The organism is Microbacterium meiriae (assembly GCF_025143875.1).
Lineage (GTDB): Bacteria > Actinomycetota > Actinomycetes > Actinomycetales > Microbacteriaceae > Microbacterium > Microbacterium meiriae.
The window spans coordinates 21,361-43,311 of the sequence record NZ_JAMBDU010000003.1; the positions used below are offsets into that span (position 1 = coordinate 21,361).

Sequence of the window (21,951 nt, forward strand, 5' to 3'; positions counted from 1 at the left end):
CGCCGGGGCGCGGCTCCCGGCACGGTTTCGATCCCGGCACAGCTGTCCCGCGGCCTCGTCCGCACCTCCTGAATCACATACGGAACGCAAGAGAGAGAGTCACATGAAGAAGAAGATCCTGACCATCACCGCCCTCGGTGCAGCCGCAGCGCTCACCCTCGCCGGATGCAGCGGCGACGGCGCCGGTGGCACGAGCGGCGGCGGCGACGGTGCCGAGGACAAGGGCACCATCACCCTCGGGTTCCTGCCCTCCTGGACCGACGGCCTCAGCACCGCCTACCTCCTGCAGGACCAGCTCGAGAAGATCGGCTACACGGTCGAGATGAAGACGCTCACCGAGGCCGGCCCGCTCTACACCGGACTCGCGCAGGGCGACGTCGACATGTACCCGTCGGCGTGGCCGGAACTCACCCACGCCTCCTACATGGACACCTACGGCGACGACATCGAAGACCTCGGCACGTACTACAAGAACGCGAAGCTGACCCTCGCGGTGCCGGAGTACTCCGAGCTCACCTCGATCGAGGACCTCGCGGGCAAGGGCGCCGACTTCGACGGCAAGATCTACGGCATCGAGCCGGGTGCGGGCCTGACCGCCCAGACCCAGAAGATGATGCCCGAGTACGGCCTCGACGGAGAGTACGAGCTCGTCACCTCGTCGACCGCGGCGATGCTCACCGAGCTGAAGACCGCGACCGACAAGAAGGAGGACATCGTCGTCACGCTGTGGCGTCCGTTCTGGGCGAACGACGCCTTCCCCGTGAAGGACCTCGAGGACCCGAAGGGTGCCATGGGCGAGGCCGAGGGCCTGCACTTCCTGGGCACCACGGGCTTCGCGGACGAGTTCCCCGAGGCGGCCGAGCTGATCAAGAAGATCAAGCTGGACGACGAGCAGTACGGCGCGCTCGAAGACCTCGTGGTCAACGAGTACGGCGAGGGCAAGGAAGCCGACGCGGTCGACGCGTGGCTCGAGGAGTACGGCGACCAGTTCGACTGGACCGTCACCAGCTGACACCCGTCGCACGTCTCGAAGGAGGGTCTCCCGCAGCGGGAGGCCCTCCTTCGTCGTGGGTGACCCTTTTCGCTCGCGGTCACGGTCATGGTCGCGCTCAGCTATTCCGATCGTCCGGTCTGATCGCGCTGTCCCCCGAAGGGGGGACAGCGCGCCTACGACAGCCCGGGTACTGTCCTGTACAGGCGGGATGTTGAACTCGATACAAGAAGAGGTATCTGATGAATCGACAGAACCGATTCCCGCGCGTCGGTATCGCGAGCGTCGTGATAGTCGCCATGCTCGCTTCCTCCGGGGGTGTGGCAGCGAACGCGTTTGAAATCGACGGTACGGAGGAAGCCGTGGATGTCGTCTCGTCCGCCGCGGAGATCCATCCGCAGGCAGATGAAGTGACGCAGGTGCCGTTGCAGCCTCTGAACGGAGCGCTCGTCTCAGCCGGGGAGGACGCAACCGTATCCGTGCCTCGCGCCTTCTCGGACCCGATTGAAATCTCGCCGGCCGGTACGTGGGGAGGGGAGCTGACGGGCCTCACGATCGGTCTGCCTGAGCAGGTTCAAAGCGCTGAGGTGTCCGTTGCACAGGACGGGAGCGCGGTGGGCGAGGGGTCAGAGGTGACCGGGGTGATTCAGGCACTTGAGGGTGGTTTGCGCATTAGCACGGTCATCACCGGCCCGGATGCGCCCGGACGCTTGTCGTATGCGCTGCCCGACGATGTGGATATCGCGATCAACGAGGACGGCTCGGCTTCATTGAGCAGAACTGCCGTGGACGACGGCACTGAGGTACTCACCGCAATGATCGGAAGGATTGGCACACCGTGGGCTACGGATGCGAGAGGCCAGCGCATCGCGACGCACTACGAAGTCTCCGGCAGCAAGCTCGTCCAGGTCGTCGATCACCATCAGGGCGGCGGTTAACGTCACATCCTTGGCAGGCGCGCTCCTTGGCTTCGGTGCGGCACTCCTTAATGTCTGCAACATCAAGAGCCGTGGTGTTTGGGTAGGGCACACCTGGGTGACTGGAGTTCTGCCCTTCGCCCCTACGGTGATGCGGTCCGGCTACTTCTGCGTGCCCAATTAGCGTGAAAGGGTCTCCTGCGGTGGAGAAAACCATGACCAATATGTCGTTAGCGGCGCTGATGGTTTTGTCCACGGGCGCCTTGATGTCGACCGACCTTCGCCGTATACGAGTGGTGCACGTAACGCTGTGGGGGCTCATGCTCTCAGAAGTCGCCCTCCTCGCTCTGCTGGTCTTCGTCGATGGAGCGAGTGCTGCGGGGTGGGTGCCGCTGATCCTCTGCATCGTCGCGGGAGTGAACGTCGCATTGTGGATCGGAGCTATCGTCCGGTCGTCGGGAGGAGCCGGTAGCGAGATCTGACACCCGTCGCACGTCTCGAAGGAGGGTCTCCCGCAGCGGGAGGCCCTCCTTCGTCGTGGGTGAGCCCCCCTTATGCTCACCCCCGGAAGGTGGAAGCATGGCCCGCACTCGCCGACCCGCCCGGGTCGCGGAGGGGGGAAGAGACCGATGTGCACAGGACTGAGCTTCACGACCGCCGACCACTACTTCGGGAGGAACCTCGATCTGGAGTTCTCCTACAACGAGACGGTGACCGTCACGCCGCGGAACTTCCCGTTCCCGTTCCACCGGCTGCCGTCGTTGCCGACGCATCACGCGATCATCGGGATCGCCACGATCGCCGACGGCTACCCGCTCTACTACGACGCCGTCAACGAGAAGGGGCTCGGCATGGCCGGGCTCAACTTCCCGGACAACGCGCACTATCCGGCACCGGGGTCGGGGGACACCGAGGTCACGCCGTTCGAGTTCATCCCCTGGGTTCTCGGACAGTTCGAGACCGTGGCCGAGGTGAAAGAGGCCCTGCGGTCGGTGAGTCTCGTGGACATCGACTTCAGCCCGGAGTTCCCGCTGTCGCCGCTGCACTGGATCATCGCCGACAAGAGCGCGTCGATCACGGTCGAGAGCGTGCGCGGCGGCCTCAAGGTGTATGACAACCCGTGGGGCGTGCTCACGAACAATCCCACGTTCGACATCCAGAGCTTCCGGCTCAACGACTATCAGCACCTCTCGAAGCGGCAGCCGGAGAACACCTTCGCCTCGGACGTCCCGATGGACCTCTACAGCCGGGGCATGGGCGGGATCGGCCTGCCGGGCGACCTGTCGTCGTCGTCGCGGTTTGTGAAGGCGGTGTTCACACGCATGAACTCGGTGTGCGGGACGTCGGAGTCGGAGTCGATCAGCCAGTTCTTCCAGATCCTCGGCTCGGTCGCCCAGCAGCGCGGGTGCGTGCAGGTCGGCGATGAGGACAAGTACGAGATCACGATCTACTCGTCGTGCGCCAACACCGCGACCGGCGTGTACTACTACACGACCTACGAGAACAGCCAGATCACGGGTGTGGACATGCACAAGGAGGATCTCGACGGCTCCGAGCTCGCGGCGTATCCGCTCGTGAAGGGCCAGCAGATCGCGATGCAGAACTGATCTCCGGAACGCGCAACCCCCTCATCGGCCGGCGGGTCGCGGCGTAGCCTGTGGCCGTGGACGGGTTCGCGGCGGTCGACTTCGGGTTCGCCCGCGAGGTCCTGCAGCGGGGCATCGCGGCGCTGTACCTCGTCGCGTTCGTCTCGACGCTGAACCAGTTCCGTCCGCTCCTCGGCGAGCATGGGCTCCTGCCCGCGCCCGTGCTGCTCGACTGGGTGACGCAGAAGCGCGAGCGCCGGAAGCTGCTGCACCCCACGCTCTTCACCCGCGTCCGCTACACCGACCGGCGCCTGGTGGCCCTGTCCTGGGCGGGGATCGTCGTCGCCGCGCTGCTCGTCGTCGGGGTGCCGCAGCTCGGACCGCCGTGGGTGCCGATGCTCGCGTTCCTCGCCCTGTGGTTCGGCTACATGTCGGTGGTGAGCGTGGGGCAGACGTTCTACTCGTTCGGGTGGGAGATGCTGCTGCTGGAGGCGGGGTTCCTCGCGGCCTTCCTCGGCTCGAACGACCAGCCGCCGCCGACTGTGGTGATCGTGCTGTTCTGGTGGCTGCTGTTCCGGCTGGAGTTCGGCGCCGGGATGATCAAGATCCGCGGCGGACGCGAGTGGCGCGACCTCACCGCGATGACCTTCCACCACGAGACCCAGCCGATGCCCGGGCCGCTGAGCCGCCAGGCGCATCTGCTGCCGCGGTGGTTCCACAAGCTCGAGGTGGTCGGCAACCACATCGCGCAGCTCGTCGTGCCGTTCTTCCTCTTCGCGCCGATCCTCACCCTCTGGCTCCCCGACAGTGCTGGCTGGGTCTCTGAGCCTGTCGAAGGGGCCGCGTGGGTCGGTGCCGTCGCCGGGGGGATCGTGATCGCGACGCAGCTGTGGCTCGTGCTCACCGGGAACTTCGCGTGGCTGAACTGGGCCACGATCGTGCTCGGGTTCTCCGCGATCGGCCTCCCCGGCATCGGGACTCCGGAGCGGACGCCGGAGACCTCGCTGCCGTGGACGGTGTCGGGCATGCCGCTGTGGTGGGTCGTGGCGACCTCGGCGGTCGGTGTGCTCTTCGTCGTGCTGAGCGTGCCCGCGGTGCGCAACCTCTTCGCGCGACGGCAGCTCATGAACGCGAGCTTCAACCGCTGGCAGCTCGCCAACGCCTACGGAGCCTTCGGCACGGTCACGCGGGAGCGGGTCGAGATCGTCGTCGAGGGGTCGGACGACGAGGAGGGCCGGCACTGGCGCGAGTACGAGTTCCGGGGGAAGCCGGGGGACGTGCGGCGGATCCCGCGGCAGTTCGCTCCGTATCATCTGCGGCTGGACTGGCTGATGTGGTTCCTGCCGCTCGGGCACTCGCTGGACGACTGGTTCTCCGTGTTCCTCGTGCGGCTGCTGGAGGCTGATGCCCCGACGCTGCGGATGCTGCGCGTGGACCCCTTCCACGGCGAGCGGCCGCGGTGGGTGCGAGCCGTGTCCTACCGCTACCGCTTCACGACCCGCGCCGAGCACCGTGCCGACGGCGCGGTCTGGGTCCGGACGGGTCGCCGGGTGGTGCTCGGTCCGGTCGGGCTCCGCTGAGGTCGCAGATCCGCACGAGGTCGCACGGATTCCGGGCGAAGCTGCGACCTCAGCGAGAATCTGCGACCTGACGCAACCCGACGCGACGGAACGCGGCCGGGAGAACACGCGCCGAGCGCGGCGAAACGCCCCGGCCGGGGAGAGTCCCCGGTCGGAGCGTTCCGTCTCGCTGGACGTCGATCAGCTGACCTTCTTCCGGTAGGAGATGATCGCGAAGACGTAGGCGACCACGAGGATCCCGACGCACCAGGCGAGCGCGACCCAGATGTCGGACCCGACCGGCTCCCCCGCGAACAACGCCTGGATGGAGTTGACGATCGAGGTCACCGGCTGGTTCTCCGCGAACCACTGCACCGGAGCCGGCATGGTGTCGGTCGGCACGAACGCCGAGCTGATGAACGGCAGGAAGATCAGCGGATACGAGAAGGCGCTGGCCCCGTCGACGGTCTTGGCGTTCAGGCCCGCGATGATCGCCAGCCAGGTGAGCGCCAGGGTGAACAGCATCAGGATGCCGATCACTCCGAGCCAGGCCCAGACGCTCGCCCCGGTGCGGAAGCCCATCAGGAACCCGACCCCGAAGATGATCGCGAGGGTGATCGCGTTCGCCGTGAGGGACGTGAGCACGTGGGCCCACAAGACGCTCGACCGGGCGATCGGCATGGAGTGGAACCGCTCGAAGATGCCGCTCTGCATATCGGTGAACAGCCGGAACGCCGTGTAGGCGATGCCCGACGCGATCGCGATGAGCAGGATGCCCGGCAGCAGGTAGTTCACGTAGTTCTCGGCGCCGGTGCTCTGCTGGAGCGCGCCGCCGAAGACGTACACGAACAGGAGCATCAGGGCGATCGGGGTGACCGCGGTGGTGATGATCGTGTCGGGGCTGCGGAAGATGTGCCGCATCGAGCGGCCGGTGAGCGTCGCCGTGTCGGCGGCGAAGTGCGTGGTCATGCTGCATCTCCTCTCTTCACCTGGGTCCCTGAGCCCGTCGAAGGGTGGGTCCCTGAGCCCGTCGAAGGGCCGATGAGGCTGAGGAAGATCTCCTCGAGGGTGGGCTGCTTCTCGACGTACTCGACCTTCGCGGGCGGAAGGAGCCGCTTCAGTCCGGCGAGGGTGTCGTTCGCGATGATGCGGCCCTCGTGCAGGATCGCGATGCGGTCGGCGAGCTGCTCCGCCTCATCGAGGTACTGCGTGGTGAGCAGCACGGTCGTGCCGCCGCTCGCGAGTTCCTTCACGACGTCCCACACCTCGATGCGCGACTCGGGGTCGAGGCCCGTGGTCGGCTCGTCGAGGTAGATGACCTCGGGGTCGCCGACCAGGCTCATCGCGATGTCGAGCCGGCGTCGCATCCCGCCGGAGTAGGTGCCGACCTTGCGGCCCCCGGCCTCGGTGAGCCGGAAGCGTGCGAGGAGCCGGTCGGCCACCGCACCCGGGTCGGGCAGGTGCCGCAGCTTCGCGACGAGCACGAGGTTCTCGCGTCCGGTGAGGATCTCGTCGACCGCGGCGAACTGCCCGGTGAGGCTGATCCTCTCCCGCACGCCGAGCGGGTCCGCCGCGACGTCGATGCCCTGCACCGACGCGGTGCCGGCATCCGCCTTCAGCAGCGTGGAGAGGATCCGGACCATCGTGGTCTTGCCCGCGCCGTTCGACCCGAGGAGGGCGAAGATCGATCCCCGCTCCACCTCGAAGTCGACGCCGCGCAGCACGTGCAGGTCCTTGTACGACTTCTCGATGCCGCGGACGGAGATCGCAGGCGTCGTCATGATTCCTCCTCCTTCTTCTTCGCGTCGTCGAACGCCTTGATGAGGCGTGCGCGCTCCTTGTCGATCCACTGGCGACCGCCGTACGCCGCGGCGTAGTTCTCGGCGAACTCGACCGGGTCGTCGCCCACGATCGCGCTGACCGGGGTGCCGTCGATCGCGGCGCGCTCCCACATATCGGCGATGTCGAGGAACATCTTCACGATGGTGTCGCCGTCGGTGAGGCCCCCGTAGTAGAGGTTGTAGCGCTGCTGGGCCTTCGCCATCTCCCGGTACGGTTCGGGGAGGGCGTTGATGCGGGCCTGCGCCTGCTTGTACTGCTTCTTCTCTTCGAGTGATCCGGTGATCGCTTCGATCCACTTCGCGGCCATGCTCAGTTCTCCTTGTTCTCGGTGTCGCGCTTTTCCAGCTGTTCGATGTGCGTCTTGAGGAAGCTCCAGGTGGTCCAGAACTCCTCGAGCTCCTGTCGGCCCTGGGCGTTCAGGGTGTACACCTTCCGGGGTGGGCCCTTCTCGCTCGGCACCTTCTCGACGTCGACGAGGTTCTTCTGCTCGATGCGCACCAGGAGTGCGTAGATCGTGCCCTCGGCGATGTCGGTGAACCCGTGGTCTCGGATTCGTGCCGTGATCTCGTACCCGTAGGCCGGCTGCTCGGCGAGGAGGGCCAGCACGATGCCCTCCAGGGTTCCCTTGAGCATCTCGGTCATCTGCTTGCCCATCGGTACCCTCCTCTCGTTGTTTGTCTTCCGTTCGGTACTCAGTGTTGCTGGGTACCGGTACAAAGTAACACTGAGTACTGGTACTTAGCATCACCGAATACTGAACTTTCTCCTCCCTCTTTTCGCCGAGACCCCGGGTACGCGGCGAGACCCCCGCGTGGCGACGCGAAGACCCCGGGGTCTCGACGACAACCCGGGGTCTCAGCGGGACGGGGGGAGCGGGACGGGGAGGGGGACGGGGGGAGGGGGCTAGGGGAAGAGGCGGCGGAGGAGGGGGAGGTCGTCGTCGTGGAGCGCTTGCGAGATCACGGCGGCCGTCTCGGGAGGCATGTCCTTCTCCAGGCGCTGCCACAGCCACCTCGCGGCGCCCAGGTCGGCGGTGGCGACGGCGGTCGAGAACGCCGCCACTCCGTCGTAGTACGCGATCGTGGAGGAGCCGGGCGCGGCGTTGTACGGCCCGTAGATGTCGACGAACGGAAGAGTCGGGTCCGGACGGAGGTAGAGGACGTCGCCGGGTGCGATCGGCTCGAAGCCGCGCACATGGTTGAAGCTGCCGACAGTGACGTAGTCGACGCAGAAGCGCTCGCCGATCGCGATCAGACTGTCGCCGGACTGCACCTCGTACGAGAAGATCCGCCCGTCCGCATCCAGGGTGACGGGTCCGCCCGCGAGCTCCGACGCGCCCATGTCCACGAGCTCGCCGAGGAGCTTCGCGTGCATCGGGGAGCCGTCGTCGCTGCCGATGGTGATGAACGCGTTGGTGGTGCAGTCCCCCGGTCCGCCGGCGGGAACGCTGATGCCGTCACCCAGGTCGACGAGTTCGTCCTCGGCCGTGTCCTCGGCTTTCAGGGCCGCCGGGCTGGGGGTCGGCGACGGTTCGACGGCGAAGCGCTCCGACGCCCACGAGGTGACGTCGAACACGGCGGACGCGGCGCTGACCACGACAGGAGCGGCCGCGACGATCAAGCCGGCGACGGCGACGGCGACGACGGCGGCGGTGATCGTGGTGGAGCGCTTCATCCCGGTCAGCATGGCATCGAAGCGCGCCGAGCACCAGGGCGGAAGCGTCAGCCGCGGAGATAGGCGAGGACGGCGAGGACGCGGCGGTGGCCGCTGTCACTGGCGGCCAGCCCGAGCTTGGCGAAGATGTTGCCGATGTGCTTGCTCACCGCGGTCTCCGTCACGAACAGGCGTGCGGCGATGGTGGTGTTGTCCAGGCCCTCGGCCATGAGCCCGAGCACCTCACGCTCCCGCGGAGTGAGGGTCTGCACGGGGTCGTCGGCGCGACGCCGGCTCATGAGCTGCGAGATGACCTCGGCATCCATCACGGTCCCCCCGGCGGCCACCCGGCGCAGGGCGTCGACGAACGCGGCGACCTTGCCCACGCGCTCCTTCAACAGGTAGCCGAGGCCGTCCGCCCCCGCCGCGAGGAGCTCCCCCGCGTAACGGTCCTCCACATACGCCGAGAGCACGAGCACCGGGAAGCCGGGGCGGCGGGCTCTCGCCTCGGCCGCGGCCTTGAGCCCCTCGCTGGTGAAGGTCGGCGGCATCCGCACGTCGACCACCGCCGCATCGGCCTCGTCGAGCAGGGCGAGGAACCCGTCCGCGTCCGGCACGGCGCCGATCACGTCGAAGCCCTCAGTGCGCAACAGGAGCGCGAGGCCCTCCCGCAGCAGGGTGTCGTCCTCCGCGATCACGATCCGCATGGCAGCTCCGTCCGCAGGATGGTGGGTCCCCCGGCGGGACTCGACAGGTCCATCGTGCCCTCGAACGCCTCGACCCGGCGTCGGATCCCCGCGAGACCCCCGCCCGGACGCTCGACCGCGCCGCCGACCCCGTCGTCCTCCACCGCGATGAGGAGCAGCTCGCCCTCTCGCTCGACCCGCACCGTGGCGCGGGTCGCGGCGCTGTACTTGTTCACGTTGGTCAGCGCCTCCGCGACCACGAAGTACGAGGCCGACTCGACCGCTGCCGGCACCCGACCGACGTCCGCGGCGTCGAGCGTGCACGGGACGACGCTGCGCCCGGCGAGCGAGGCGAGCGCCCCCTCGAGACCCAGTTCGTCGAGGATCGGCGGATAGATGTCGTGCACCGTGCGGCGGAGGCCGGCGAGGGCATCGGTCGCCGCGTCCTGCGCGCGCCGCAACGGCTCGAGCACGTCGCCGCCCGTCTCCTGGGCGCGCTCCGCGATCCCCAGCATCATCACGACGTTCACCAGGCGGTTCTGGGCGCCGTCGTGCAGGTCGCGCTCGATGCGACGGAGCTCGGCGGCATGGGCGTCGAGGGCGGCCGCGCGGCTGAGAGTCAGCGCGTCGACGCGGGCGGCGAGGCGCGACTTCTGCGGCGTCGCGAGGAGCTTCGCCGAGACGAACGCCACCAGCCGGGCGACCACCGGCACGAGGAACAGCGCGGCCACCGCATAGGCGAGGGCGACGAGCGGCATGGTCCACGCCAGCTCCCACGACGTGACCGGGTACGGTGAGCCCACCGGGTCGTCGGCCGGGGCGAACTGCCAGTACCAGGTGACGGCGAGGCTGTTGACGGCGGACAGGGGCAGCGCGAGCGTCAGCAGCGACAGCCACATCACCGGGAAGGCGTGCACCGTGAGCCACAGCGCGTCTCGGGCGGTGGCGCGGGAGAAGGCGTAGCGGAGCCGTTCGTCGATCGTCGCGCCGCGCGGCAGCGTGCGCGTGAGCGGGGGGAGGTCCTCCCCGCGCCGGCGTCCGATCCGGCGGCGCGCCCGGTCGCTCCAGGCATGCAGCACCTGCACGACCTGCGGGAGCAGCAGCACCCCGCCCGTGATGAGCATGAGCGGCAGCAGCACGAGGATGACGCAGAACAGCGCGAGGGACACGACGGAGGCCCCGAGTTCGACGGCGAGGAACCGCGCATCGGGCAGCCATCCACGCAGCCAGCGGCGCATCCATCCCTCGTTCACCCTGCAAGTCTGCCCGAGCGCCCCGCGGCCCGCGGTAGAGCCAGCTCCACCATCGATGCGGCACCGTGCGGGATGGGAGCCGTCGCGCGGCTTTCCTACCGTCGAAGCATGACCTCCCTCTCCTCTGCGCCGCTCGTCGAAGCGGCCCCCGCCGAGGCCCTGCGCCTCAGCGGCCTCGTCAAGACCTACGGTTCCGGCAGCACCCGGGTGACCGCACTCCGAGGCATCGACCTCGCCATCGCGCGGGGCTCGTTCACCGCGATCATGGGGCCGTCCGGCTCCGGCAAGAGCACACTGCTGCACAGTGCCGCAGGTCTCGACCGCCCGACCAGTGGCACGGTGCACCTGGGCGGCACCGAGATCTCCGCGCTCACGCCCCGGCAGCTCACGGCCTTCCGCCGCGACCATGTGGGCTTCGTCTTCCAGGCCTACAACCTGCTGCCGGCGCTGAGCGTGGAGGACAACATCACCCTCCCGCTGCGCCTCGGCCGCCGCCCCCTCGATCACGGCCGGCTCGAGACGCTGCTCGACGCGGTGGGGCTCACCGACCGTCGCCACCGTCGCCCTGCAGAGCTCTCCGGCGGACAGCAGCAGCGCGTCGCAATCGCCCGAGCCCTCATCACCCGCCCGCACGTCGTGTTCGGCGACGAGCCCACCGGGGCCCTGGACTCCCGCACCGGGAAGCAGGTGCTCGACCTCCTCGCGCACACCGCGAAGGAGCTGCATCAGACCGTGGTCGTCGTCACCCACGATCCCGTGGTGGCGTCCCACGCCGACCGGGTGATCTTCCTCGCCGACGGGGCGTTCGCCGGACATCTCGACGGCGGCACCCCGCAGCAGATCACGGATCGCATGAGCACGCTGGGGGAGTGGTGATGTCGGCCGCGCCGCTCGGGCTCGGACGGATCATCCGCGCCGACCTCCGTCATCATCGGCGCAGTCTCGCCGGGGTCTTCGTCGCCATCTTCGTCGCGAGTGCACTCGTCACCGGACTCGGCGTGCTCGTCGAGTCCGGCATCCGCGGCGGCCTCGCCCCGCAGCGCTACACGGCGGCCGAGGTGGTCGTCGGGGCGGTGCAGCAGGTCGACGTGCCGGAGGACCTGCCGGTGCCGCTGCGTGAGCGCGCTTCCGTCCCCGCCGACGCCGCGCGCGAGATCGCTGCGCTTCCGGGCGTCGAGGCCGTGGTCGCCGACGTGACCGTGCCTCTGTCGGTGCCCGGCGGGACGACCCCTGCCGTGGTCGAGGCGCACCCCTGGTCCGCGACGGCACTCACCGGCTTCACGCCCGCGGAGGGGCGGGAGCCCGCCGCCGAAGACGAGGTCGTGGTGGTCTCCGGAGCCGGGCACGCCGTGGGCGAGACCCTTGCGCGCGCCCACGGCGGCATCGCGGCGACGTACACGGTCGTCGGTCTGGTGTCTGCGGAGAGCATGCCGGAGCGCGCGGTGCCGGTGTTCCTGACGGACGAGCGCGTCCGCGACCTCGACCCGCACGGCGGCGCCCCGCAGGCGCTGGGCGTGTTCGTCGACGGCGACCCCGAGCGCACCGCGACCGCGATCCGGGACGCGTTCCCCGATCTGGTCGCCCGGACCGGTGACGCCCGCGGCGACGTGGAGTTCCTCGACTCGGCGGCGGCGCGCACCCTGCTCATCGCGATCGGCAGCGCGTTCGTGGGCACCTGCATCCTCGTCGCCCTCTTCATCGTCGCCGGCACGCTGTCGCTGTCGGTCCAGCCGCGTCGCCGCGAGTATGCCCTGCTCCGCGCGGTGGGGGCGACGCCGTCGCAGGTGCACGCCCTCATCGCGCGGGAGACGCTCGCGGTCGCCGTCGTCGCCGCGCTGCTCGGGATCGCTCCGGGGTACATGCTGTCCTCCGTGCTGCAGTCGGCGTTCGTGGCCGGTGGGGTCATCCCCGGCGACTTCGCCCTCGCGCTGAGCCCGTTCCCGGCACTGGCCGCCGCGGTGCTGGTGCTCGGTGCGGCCTGGGGAGCGGCGCGCATCGCGGCCCGGCGGCCCGCCCGCCTCGATCCGATCGAGGCGCTGCGCGAGTCCTCGACGGGCCAGGGCCCGATCGGCCTGCCCCGCATCATCACCGGCATCGTGTTCGCCGCCGCCGGCGTCTCGGTCTCGACCGTCCCGCTGATGCTCCGCGGCGACGCAGCGGTCGGCGCCTCCGCCGGTGCCGCGATCATGCTCATCGTGGCGCTCGCGCTCCTGGGACCGTGGCTCGTCGCCCTGTGCGTGCGCCTCGTCGGGCCGGTGCTGCGTCGTTCGTCGGCCGCGGGCTTCCTCGCCGCCGCCCACACCACCGCGGGCAGTCGGCGGATGGCGGCCGCGATCCTCCCGATCGCCCTCGGCATCGGGTTGGGTCTCGTGCAGATCGGCGGGCCGGCGATCGTCGCGGACGAGGCCGCGACCCAGGCCCGGGCCGGGGTCACCGCCGACCTGCGTGTGGCCGCCCCGGCCGGGCTCTCCCCCGACGCCGTCGGCGCGCTGCGCGACGAGCCGGGGGTGACGGCAGCGACCGGCGTGGTCGTCAGCACCGCGGTGCTCGACTCGCTCGACATCGAAGGTCAGATCGAGCGCACGGAGTACGTGCTCCAGGGCGTGGACCCGACGACCGCGGACGGCCTGCTCGACCTGCGGGTGCAGGAGGGGTCCCTCACCGCCCTCGACGGCGGTGCGACCGTCGCGGTCAGCGCCGATGCGGCGCACACGCTCGGCCTCGACGTCGGCGACCCGGTGACGGGCGTCCTCGGCGACGGGGCGCCGCTGGAGGCGACCGTGGTCGGCATCTACGAGCGCGGTCTCGGGTTCGGCGATCTCACCATGGCGGTCGACCACGTCCGCGCGCACACCTCCGCAGCGCTCGACTCGTTCGCCCTCGTGTCGGTGGACGGTGACGCGCCGGCCGACGCCTTCGCCGCCGACGGTCTGCAGGTGGCCCCCGGCTCGGGTCAGAAGCCCAGCATGACCGGGGCCGTGTCGCAGCAGGGATGGGTGAGCCTCATCGGTCTGCTGGTCATCCTCGGGTACATCGCGATCGCCGTCGTGAACACGCTCGTCATGGCGACGGGGGAGCGGTCCCGTGAGTTCGCCCTGCTGCAGCTCATCGGCGGCTCCCGGGGACAGGTGCGCGCCACGATGCGCACCGAGGCGATCCTGATCGCCGCCCTCGCGATGGTCTTCGGCGTGCTGGTGGCGATCCCACCTCTGATGGGGATGAGCTACGGCATCTCCGGGCAGCCGCTCCCGGCGATGCCCGTGCTCGGCTCCCTCGCGATCGTCGGCGGCATGGGCGCGCTCGCCCTCGTCGCGCTGCGGGTCGCGACAGGGGCCGCGCTGCGCCGCCGCCCGATCGAGGAGATCGGCTCTCGCGAGTAGGCCCGCGACCACCGGAGGGCGCATCGGGACCCCGGTGCGCCCTCCGGCGTGCGCCCGGGGTGAAAAGGAGGGGTGAATTCCCCCGGTTCGGACGGGGGCCTCCGCGGCAGCCGGGCAGGCTGGCGGAGGCCCGGACCGAGTCCACCCTGCCCGAAAGGGTGCTCGGCGGTCGCCTGAGGGGGCGGGGGCTTCCGTGTGCGCGGACGCGTGCCGGAACGCGATGAATGGGGAGAGCAGTCATGGGATTCCGTGTTGCCCGCAAGGACCGCACGTCCGATGGCCTTCCGCCGGAGCGGCGCAGCCGCTGGCGGGGCCGGACGAAGAGGCTGATCGGCGGTGCCGTGAGCACGGCGCTCGTCGCGTCGTCGATGATCGTCGTCGGCGGGACGCTGACCGCCGCGCCTGCCGCCGCGGCAGAGCCGTTCCTCTGCACGCCGGGAGCGGTGTACGTGCAGAGCGCCACCGAGGTGCGCGAGTTCGCCGTGAACGAGCAGGGCGGCACCCTCGGCGCCACGAGCATCGGCCTCGGCCACTCCGACAACGGGCTCGGCCTGTCGGCGGACGGAACGTACGCGTACACGGTGACCAACGTCGGCACGGACAAGGTGCTGGCCAAGCACGACCGTCGGGGCGAGGGAACGACGACCCGAACGCCGTTCACGCTGGGAACCAGCCGCACAGACTCCTCTGTCCTCCGAGGGGCCGTGCATCCCGTCACGGGCGTGTACTACTTCGCCAGCGGCACGCTCGATGGCGCCATCAACCTTTATGCGTGGAACGAGAGCGTCACGCCGCAGACCTACGTGCAGGTAGGCAAGCTGCGCCCGACTACCGGCAGCAGCGCCTTCGGGGCCAACGGCGACATGGCCTTCAGTGCCTCCGGTCAGCTCGTGCTGGTCGCCGACCGATACATCTACTCCGCCGACCTGCCCGCAACGCTCCAGCCCAGCACGGCCACGATCGATGCCAAGCAGGTGCACGACATGGGCGCGGGCGTGCAGGGCAACGGCATCGCGTTCGGGAACCTCGGCCACATCTTCGTCTCGGTTGGGGGGACCAACCCGTACATCGTCGAGGTCGATCTGCCCCGCGGACAGACCGTCAACACCACCTCGCTCGGGTCCTTCTCGCCCACCGACATGGCGAGCTGCACGTTCCCGAACACGCTGACGCTGAAGAAGGATCTCCCCGAAGGCCGTCACGCCGGGACCGACCAGTTCGGGCTCCGCGTGCAGTCGCCGGTCGGCTACCAGGTCGCGCAGACCGACGCCGTCACCCGTGGCGACCGCTCCGGTCTGCAGCCGGACTACGTCGGCCCCGTGTTCACCAACCAGGGGGACACCTTCCGGCTGTCCGAATCGGCGGCGGGCTCGACCGACCTCACGAAGTACGACGCCTCCCTCGTCTGCCTGCAGGTGAACGCCGACGGCTCGACCACCCCGGTGGCCGTCACCGCCGACGGACAGGTCACCCAGCCGTCCGGCCCGCTCGGCACCGACGTCACGTGCACCTACACGAACGTCCGCCTCGCGCCGGACCTCGCTCTCCGCAAGACCTCCGACCCCGCCGACGGCACCGCCGTGCAGCCCGGCCAGCGACTGACCTACACGGTGCAGGCCGAGAACACCGGCAACACCCGCCTCGACCCGGTCACCGTGACCGACGACCTGTCGGGTGTGCTCGCCAACGCCGAGTACCAGGGCGACGTGGCGACGGCGATCGACGGCGACCCGGTGTCGTCCGGTGCCGCCACCGTCACGGGCGACGACCTCGCCTGGACCGGTGCCCTCGAGCCCGGGCAGGTGCTCACGATCACGTACTCCGTCGTCGTCGACGAGGGCGTGGAGGGCGAGCGCATCGCCAACGGCGTCACCGCATCCGGCACCCCGCCCGGCGGTCTGCCTCCGATCACCCCTCCAGCCGTCACCACCGAGCACCCCGTCGCCGGCTTCGAGGTCGCGAAGACCTCCGATCCCGCCGCGGGCACCGTGGTGGAGCCGGGCCAGACCATCGAGTACACCGTCACGGGCACGAACACCGGGGCGACCGTCCTGAACCCGGCGACCGTCACCGACGATCTCTCCGGCGTGCTCGCGAGCGCCGCCTTCAACGACGACATCACGACCACGGTCGGCGGCACCACCGTCACCACGGGCGGCGCGACCCTGACCGGGAACGCCCTCGCCTGGACCGGAACGCTTCAGCCCGGACAGACCGTGACGATCACGTACTCGGTGACCGTGGGCGACGACACCTCCGGCGAGATCCTGCGCAACAGCGTGACCGGATCGGGCACTCCCACCACCCCGAACCCGGGCGACCCGACCGGGCCGCAGGTTCCGGGTGACCCCATCGTCCCGCCGACGGTCACCACCGAGCACCCCGTGATCGGCTCCGGCTTCACGATCTCGAAGTCGGCCGACCCCGCCTCCGGCACGGCCGTGTCCGCCGGTGACACGATCACCTACACGATCACCGGCACCAATACGGGCGACACCGACCTCGATCCCGCGGAGATCGTCGACGACCTGTCGGGCGTGCTCGGCTCCGCCGGCTACAACGACGACGTCACGGCCGACCGCGGCTCCGTGCGGGTCGCCGACGCCACCCTCACCTGGACCGGCGCTATCCCGCGCGGGGAATCGGTCACGATCCGCTACACCGTGACGGTGGACGCGGGTGTCGAGAAGGCCCTGCTGCACAACGTCGTCACCGGATCGGCCACGCCGCAGATCCCGACCGACCCCGCCGACCCCTCCGGGGCGAAGACGCCGGGGACCCCGATCGTCCCGCCGGCGGCGGAGACGGAGCACCCCGTCGTCGACACGGGCTTCGAGGTCACGAAGTCGGCCGACCCGGCCTCCGGCACCGCCGTCCGCGCGGGTGACACGATCACCTACACGGTCTCGGGCGTCAACACCGGCAACACGGTCCTCGACCCCGCGACGATCGTCGACGACCTCTCGGCCGTCCTCGCGAACGCGGAGTACGGCGGCGACGCGAAGGCCTCGTCCGGATCCGTCACGCTCTCCGGCACCACCCTCACCTGGACCGGGACGCTCGCTCCCGGCGACCGCGTCGACATCACCTACACGGTGACGGTGGACGAGGAGGCGACGGGCGTGCTGCTCCGCAACACGGTGTCCGGTGAGGGCACCCCGCTGATCCCGACCGACCCGACCGACCCGGAGAGTCCGACGACGCCGGGCACCCCGGTCGAGACCCCGCCGGCGACGACGGAGCACCCCGTCGCGACCCCCGGGTTCACCGTCACCAAGACGGCCGACCCGGCGACGGGCACGCGCGTCGACCCCGGCACCGTGATCACCTACACCGTGACCGGCCGCAACACGGGCGACACCGTCCTCGACCCCGTCGAGATCGGCGACGACCTGCGCGCGGCGCTGGCCCACGCGGCGTACAACGACGACGTGTCCGCCACCCGCGGCGATGTCCGCGTGGCCGACGGCGCCCTGTCGTGGAACGGCGTGCTGCGCCCCGGCCAGGACGTCGTGATCACCTACTCGGTGACCGTCGACGCCACCGCCGGCGGCGAGACCATCGCGAACACGGCGACGGGAGAGGCGACCCCGCTCATCCCCGCCGACCCGAGCGACCCCGAGAGCCCCACGACTCCCGGCACGCCGATCACGCCGCCGCCGTCGAGCACGGAGCACCCCGTGAACGAGCCCGGCTTCGCGTTCGCCAAGACCGTCGACCCCGCCGCCGGTACCGCTGTCGACCCCGGTGACGTGCTCACCTACACGCTGACCGCGGTCAACACGGGCCAGACGGCGCTCGACCCGGTGACGATCACCGACGACCTGTCCGGCGTGCTGCCGTACGCGACGTTCAACGCGGACGCCGTGGCGAGCATCGCGGGTGCCGCTGCGGCTCCCGCGACCCTGGACGGCACCGAGCTGTCGTGGACGGGGGCGCTCGCGGTCGGCCAGACCGTGACCGTCACCTACTCCGTGACCGTGAGCGCCGACGGCGTCGGCACCGTGATCGAGAACGCGGCGTCCGCGACGGCGACCCCGCCCGGAGGATCCACGATCACGCCGCCGCCCGGTGTCACGACCAACCCGGTCAACGAGCCCGGATTCTCGGTCTCGAAGAGCGTCGACCCGGCTGCGGGCACGGCGGTCGACCCGGGCAGTGTCCTCACCTACACGGTGACCGGCGTGAACACGGGGGAGACGGCTCTCGACCCTGTCACCGTCACCGATGACCTCTCCGGTGTCCTGGCGCACGCCGAGTACAACGACGATGCGACCGCGACGATCGGCGGCACGGTGACCACCGCGCCGACGGTGGCCGAGGAGGGGCTGTCGTGGACGGGTGCGCTGCAGGTCGGCGAGACCGTCACGATCACCTACTCGGTGACCGTGCGGGCGGATGCCGGCGGGTCCGTGATCGAGAACTCGGCCTCCGGCTCGGCGACCCCGCCGGGTGGCGTGCCGCCCATCGAGACGCCGCCGGCGACGACCGAGAACCCCGTGAACGAGCCGGGCTTCGAGCTGCGCAAGTTCGCCGACCCCGCCTCCGGCACGCGTGTCGACCCGGGCAGCGTCGTCACCTACACGGTGACCGGCGTGAACACGGGGGAGACGGCGCTGGCTCCGGTCCGCATCGTCGACGACCTCTCGGGTGTGCTCGCCCACGCCGCCTACAACGGCGACGCGACGGCGACCCTGAGCGACGGCACCGCCGCGACACCCGTCGTCGCGGGAGATGAGCTCACCTGGACCGGTGACCTCGCGGTCGGCGAGCGCGTCACGATCACCTACTCGGTGACCGTGCACGGCGACGCCGGCGGCGTGATCATCGCGAACACCGTCGAGGGCACGGCGACGCCTCCGGGTGGCGCCGAGCTGACCCCGCCGCCGGTGACGACGGACAACCCCGTCGGCACCCCGGGCTTCGCGTTCGTCAAGACGTCCGACCCCGCATCCGGCTCCGCCGTCGCGACGGGCAGCGTCGTGACCTACACCCTCACCGGCACCAACACCGGCGAGACGGGTCTGGACGAGGTCGTCGTCACGGATGACCTGGCCGGAGTGCTGCGGCACGCCGACCTCCGCGGCTCGGCGACCGCCACGGTGGGTGACCGTGCGGTGGCCGCGCCGACGATCGACGGCACGACGCTGCGCTGGACCGGCAGCCTCGCCGAAGGGGAGCGCGTCGTGATCACCTATGCGGTGACCGTGCACGCCGACGCGGCGGGAGCGACGCTGCGGAACGCGGCCACGGCGTCGGCCACGCCTCCCGGCGGGGAGACGATCACGCCGCCGACGAGCACGACCGAGAACCCGGTGCTGACGCCGCTCGCTCTCACGGGTGGACAGCTGGCCCCGTGGGTCCTCGGGCTCGCGATCGCCCTGCTGATCGGCGGTGCCGTGCTGCTGCTGGTGCGCCGACGCCGCCTGCAGAGCTAGCGGTTCCGCCGGAGAGCCCCGCCCGTCGTCTGCGACGGGCGGGGCTCTCGTCATCCGCGGAGGAGGCCGTGCCGGGCGGCCTGTTCGAGTGCCTCCGTACGGTTGGCCGCGTCGAGCTTGCGGTAGATGCTGCGGAGCTGCGTCTTCAGGGTGTTCGGCGAGACCTGGAGCTCCGCGGCGATCTCGGGCAGCGGCGCCCCGGTGGTGAGCGCGTGCAGCACCACCTGCTCCCGCGAGGACAGCCTCGGGCGGGCGGCGAACGATGGCAACGCGGATCGGCCGGGCAGCGGCGCGCCGCCGATCGGAGCGAGGTCGGCGCGGACGGCGGCGAGATCCTCGGCGCTGAGCAGCGCCAGCGGGGTGCGCAGTCCGCGGTCGGCGAGCTGGGCGTTCAGCGCCTCGGTCACGGCCTGCGCGGCGGCGGGACTGACCCGGTGGAGGGCTGCACTCTGCACCGCCGCGGCCTCCGCGCGCTCGCGCGAGGTCGTCGGCTCGAGGCGCGTGTGAGAGAGGAGCCGCGCCGCCTCGGGCGCGCGACCGTCGATCAGGGCGACCCTGGCTCGTTCCAGAAGGGTGCCGAAGCGGTCCGCCCCGGCGTCGCGCTGCTTGATGCCGCGCGCGGCGCGGATGTCGCCGAGGGCGAGGTGGAGCAGGATCCGCGGGCGGCTCAGCGCCTGGCGGGCCGGCGGAGAGCCGGCCTCGCGTCCGCGCAGCCGGGCGAACGACTCCAGTCGCTCCAGCCCACCGGCGGCATCGCCCTCGTGCAGCGCGATCCAGGCTTCGACCGTCGCCATCGTCGTCCAGTGCTCGCTCGTCGCCCGGTGCGGGAGGAAGGCGCGCGCGTGGTGCTTGGCTGCGGCGAGGTCGCCGTCCTCGACCGCCAGCATCGCCTCGGCGACGCGGTAGAACGTGCCGCGGTAGCCGTCCAGCTGCGCGGGATCCCACGAGCCGTCGCGGATGATCTCGACATAGTGCCGGGCCTCCGGCAGATCGCCGTTGAGGGCGTGGATCCCGCCGAGGAGGCTGACGGCGTGGAACGCCTTCCCGCTGCCCTGCGACGCCGCGAGGGCGGCGGCCTCGTCGAAGAGGCGCACGGCCTGTTCCCGACGGCCGCCGTAGTAGAGCGAGATGCCGAGGTGCGTGCACAGCAGCGGCATCTCCATCGCGTACTGCTCCCACTGGGACTCGGGTGTCTCGGTGAACAGAGCCAGCGCGCGGGCGGCCACCTGCCCCGCCCTGTCGGGCATCCCGATCACGCGCAGCGCCGCACTCTCGGCAGTCCAGATGAACAGGCGCTCCGTCGGCGAGAGCGTGTTCCGACGGGCGTTCGCGGCGGAGATCGCCATCCGCAGCAGCTGCAGTCCGCGCACCCGCCGGAGCCGGTTGGCATTGAGGCAGATGCCCAGGAGCATGGCCACCAGCGGCTCCTGCTTCAGCCGGGCGAGAGGCAGGTCGCCCAGCAGCGCCACGACCCGGCGACCGTCGTGGTCCAGGAGGTGGCTCCACCCGGACATGATGACGTGGGCCGCGAGGTGGAGGTCGTCCTCCTCCATCGCGAGGCGCAGTCCTTCGAAGGGGGCGCCGCGGCGCAGGGCGCCCTCGATCGCGAGGCGTCGGAGCACGCGGATCTCGGCGGGGAACCGCCGCAGGAGGTCGTGACGCAGCAGGGTGCGGGCCGGCGCGGCGATCGTGAAGGTCCGGCGCCCGGAGTCCGTCGACCATCGGCCGAAGCCGAACGCCTCGGCCTCGTCGAGGGCCGTGCCGATGTCCGGATCGCTGCTGAGGGCCTGCGCCAACGGCAGGTCGACCGTGTCCGTGATGCTGATCCGGATAAGACCCTCCAGGACGCCGGCGCCGAACGTGCCCTCCTCCATGCGGCTGCGGAGGTAGTCGTCGACCGCCGCCGTCGCGACCTCCACGATCGTCGTGCCGTCGGGGGCACGGCCGCGGAGAGCGACGGCACGCACGACCGCCGCGAATCCCTCGGTGGCCGCCCGCACGGCGACGGCGGTGTCCTCGTCCACGTCGAGAGCGCGGCGGATCTCGTCGGTGTCGAACGCGAGGTCTTCCGGAGAGATCAGCGCGGTGTCGATCACGAGGCCGATGCCGTCGCTGTCGAAGGGACTGGGGCGATTCGTGGCGACGATCAGGCGGACGTGCGACGGGACGGCGACCGTGCGGCAGAGGTCGAAGACCGCATCCCGGTCGAGCGCGGCGGCGTCGTCCAGGACGATGACGACAGGCTCCTCGTGATCGCACAGGTAGTGCCCGACGGCGGGCCAGCCGTCCCCGGTGGCCGGATCGGTGCTGCCTGCGCCCGTGTCCGTGTCCGTGCCGCGCAGCACCCGCAGCAGCGCAGATGCCAGTGCCGGGCTCGTCGCCAGGGCCGGTGTGACCGTGAGCCACACGACCCGGGCGGAGCAGGTGAAGGCCCAGCCGACCAGGGCGGTGGTCTTCCCGGAGCCCGCGGCGCCGCGCAGCAGCGTGAGCGGAGCCCCGGCATCCAGCACCGCGTTCAGCCGCGGACGCCCGATCACGTGCGCGGAAACCCGCGGAAACCTCGTGTCCCCTTGCGCGCCGAAAGTCGGCATCGTCCCTCCCCAGGTACGCATCCCCACCCCTACGATATCCAAACCCGCACGGTGC

At 70.5% G+C, this 21,951-nt stretch carries 16 protein-coding genes; 8 read left to right on the forward strand and 8 right to left on the reverse strand.

Features of this window, described 5'->3' with window-relative positions:
* Nucleotides 1–103 precede the first annotated feature (103 nt).
* The 5 genes from M4D53_RS02605 to M4D53_RS02625 all read left to right on the forward strand — a co-directional run bounded on the left by M4D53_RS02605 (nucleotide 104) and on the right by M4D53_RS02625 (nucleotide 5,074).
* Nucleotides 104–1,012: a glycine betaine ABC transporter substrate-binding protein gene (locus M4D53_RS02605; RefSeq protein WP_259951737.1), complete on the forward strand. Its 909-nt coding sequence runs from the start codon at nucleotides 104–106 to the stop codon at nucleotides 1,010–1,012.
* A 221-nt stretch (nucleotides 1,013–1,233) separates the two neighbouring features.
* Nucleotides 1,234–1,929 (forward strand): hypothetical protein, encoded by a 696-nt coding sequence (locus M4D53_RS02610; RefSeq protein WP_259951738.1) that lies wholly within the window; start codon nucleotides 1,234–1,236, stop codon nucleotides 1,927–1,929.
* Between the two features lie 182 nt (nucleotides 1,930–2,111).
* The gene (locus M4D53_RS02615; protein WP_259951740.1) at nucleotides 2,112–2,390 is read left to right on the forward strand and encodes a hypothetical protein; all 279 of its coding nucleotides are present in this window, start codon (nucleotides 2,112–2,114) and stop codon (nucleotides 2,388–2,390) included.
* Between the two features lie 147 nt (nucleotides 2,391–2,537).
* On the forward strand, nucleotides 2,538–3,515 hold the full coding sequence (bsh, locus tag M4D53_RS02620; RefSeq protein ID WP_259951741.1) for a choloylglycine hydrolase: 978 nt from the start codon (nucleotides 2,538–2,540) through the stop codon (nucleotides 3,513–3,515).
* A gap of 56 nt (nucleotides 3,516–3,571) precedes the next feature.
* Nucleotides 3,572–5,074, forward strand: coding sequence for a lipase maturation factor family protein (locus M4D53_RS02625; protein WP_259951744.1), 1,503 nt, complete (start codon nucleotides 3,572–3,574; stop codon nucleotides 5,072–5,074).
* A gap of 180 nt (nucleotides 5,075–5,254) precedes the next feature.
* On the opposite strand, the gene M4D53_RS02630 is transcribed toward M4D53_RS02625, so the two are convergent.
* The 7 genes from M4D53_RS02630 to M4D53_RS02660 all read right to left on the reverse strand — a co-directional run bounded on the left by M4D53_RS02630 (nucleotide 5,255) and on the right by M4D53_RS02660 (nucleotide 10,487).
* A complete protein-coding gene (locus M4D53_RS02630) occupies nucleotides 5,255–6,022 on the reverse strand; it encodes an ABC transporter permease (protein WP_101847789.1) in 768 nt (255 codons plus the stop codon).
* Nucleotides 6,019–6,834: an ABC transporter ATP-binding protein gene (locus M4D53_RS02635; protein WP_259951745.1), complete on the reverse strand. Its 816-nt coding sequence runs from the start codon at nucleotides 6,832–6,834 to the stop codon at nucleotides 6,019–6,021. Before M4D53_RS02635 ends, M4D53_RS02630 begins: the two co-directional genes overlap by 4 nt.
* Entirely contained in the window at nucleotides 6,831–7,202 is a 372-nt protein-coding gene (locus M4D53_RS02640; protein ID WP_187662897.1) for a DUF1048 domain-containing protein, read from the reverse strand. Before M4D53_RS02640 ends, M4D53_RS02635 begins: the two co-directional genes overlap by 4 nt.
* 2 nt (nucleotides 7,203–7,204) lie before the next feature.
* Nucleotides 7,205–7,549, reverse strand: coding sequence for a PadR family transcriptional regulator (locus M4D53_RS02645; protein ID WP_187662898.1), 345 nt, complete (start codon nucleotides 7,547–7,549; stop codon nucleotides 7,205–7,207).
* A gap of 249 nt (nucleotides 7,550–7,798) precedes the next feature.
* Nucleotides 7,799–8,569 carry a LysM peptidoglycan-binding domain-containing protein gene (locus M4D53_RS02650; protein ID WP_259951746.1) on the reverse strand — a complete coding sequence of 257 codons (771 nt, stop codon included), beginning with the start codon at nucleotides 8,567–8,569 and terminating at the stop codon, nucleotides 7,799–7,801.
* Between the two features lie 47 nt (nucleotides 8,570–8,616).
* Entirely contained in the window at nucleotides 8,617–9,255 is a 639-nt protein-coding gene (locus M4D53_RS02655) for a response regulator transcription factor (protein WP_259951747.1), read from the reverse strand.
* Nucleotides 9,243–10,487: a sensor histidine kinase gene (locus tag M4D53_RS02660; protein ID WP_259951748.1), complete on the reverse strand. Its 1,245-nt coding sequence runs from the start codon at nucleotides 10,485–10,487 to the stop codon at nucleotides 9,243–9,245. Before M4D53_RS02660 ends, M4D53_RS02655 begins: the two co-directional genes overlap by 13 nt.
* 108 nt (nucleotides 10,488–10,595) lie before the next feature.
* Between M4D53_RS02660 and M4D53_RS02665 the strand changes: the two genes are divergently transcribed.
* The 3 genes from M4D53_RS02665 (at nucleotide 10,596) to M4D53_RS02675 (ending at nucleotide 19,305) form a co-directional block, all read left to right on the forward strand.
* Nucleotides 10,596–11,363, forward strand: a complete 768-nt coding sequence (locus M4D53_RS02665) for an ABC transporter ATP-binding protein (protein WP_187662901.1) — start codon at nucleotides 10,596–10,598, stop codon at nucleotides 11,361–11,363.
* Nucleotides 11,363–13,867, forward strand: coding sequence for an FtsX-like permease family protein (locus M4D53_RS02670; protein WP_259951749.1), 2,505 nt, complete (start codon nucleotides 11,363–11,365; stop codon nucleotides 13,865–13,867). Before M4D53_RS02665 ends, M4D53_RS02670 begins: the two co-directional genes overlap by 1 nt.
* Before the next feature lie 239 nt (nucleotides 13,868–14,106).
* Nucleotides 14,107–19,305: a beta strand repeat-containing protein gene (locus M4D53_RS02675; RefSeq protein ID WP_259951750.1), complete on the forward strand. Its 5,199-nt coding sequence runs from the start codon at nucleotides 14,107–14,109 to the stop codon at nucleotides 19,303–19,305.
* 50 nt (nucleotides 19,306–19,355) lie between these two features.
* On the opposite strand, the gene M4D53_RS02680 is transcribed toward M4D53_RS02675, so the two are convergent.
* A complete protein-coding gene (locus tag M4D53_RS02680) occupies nucleotides 19,356–21,917 on the reverse strand; it encodes a LuxR C-terminal-related transcriptional regulator (protein ID WP_259951751.1) in 2,562 nt (853 codons plus the stop codon).
* Between the last annotated feature and the right edge of the window lie 34 nt (nucleotides 21,918–21,951).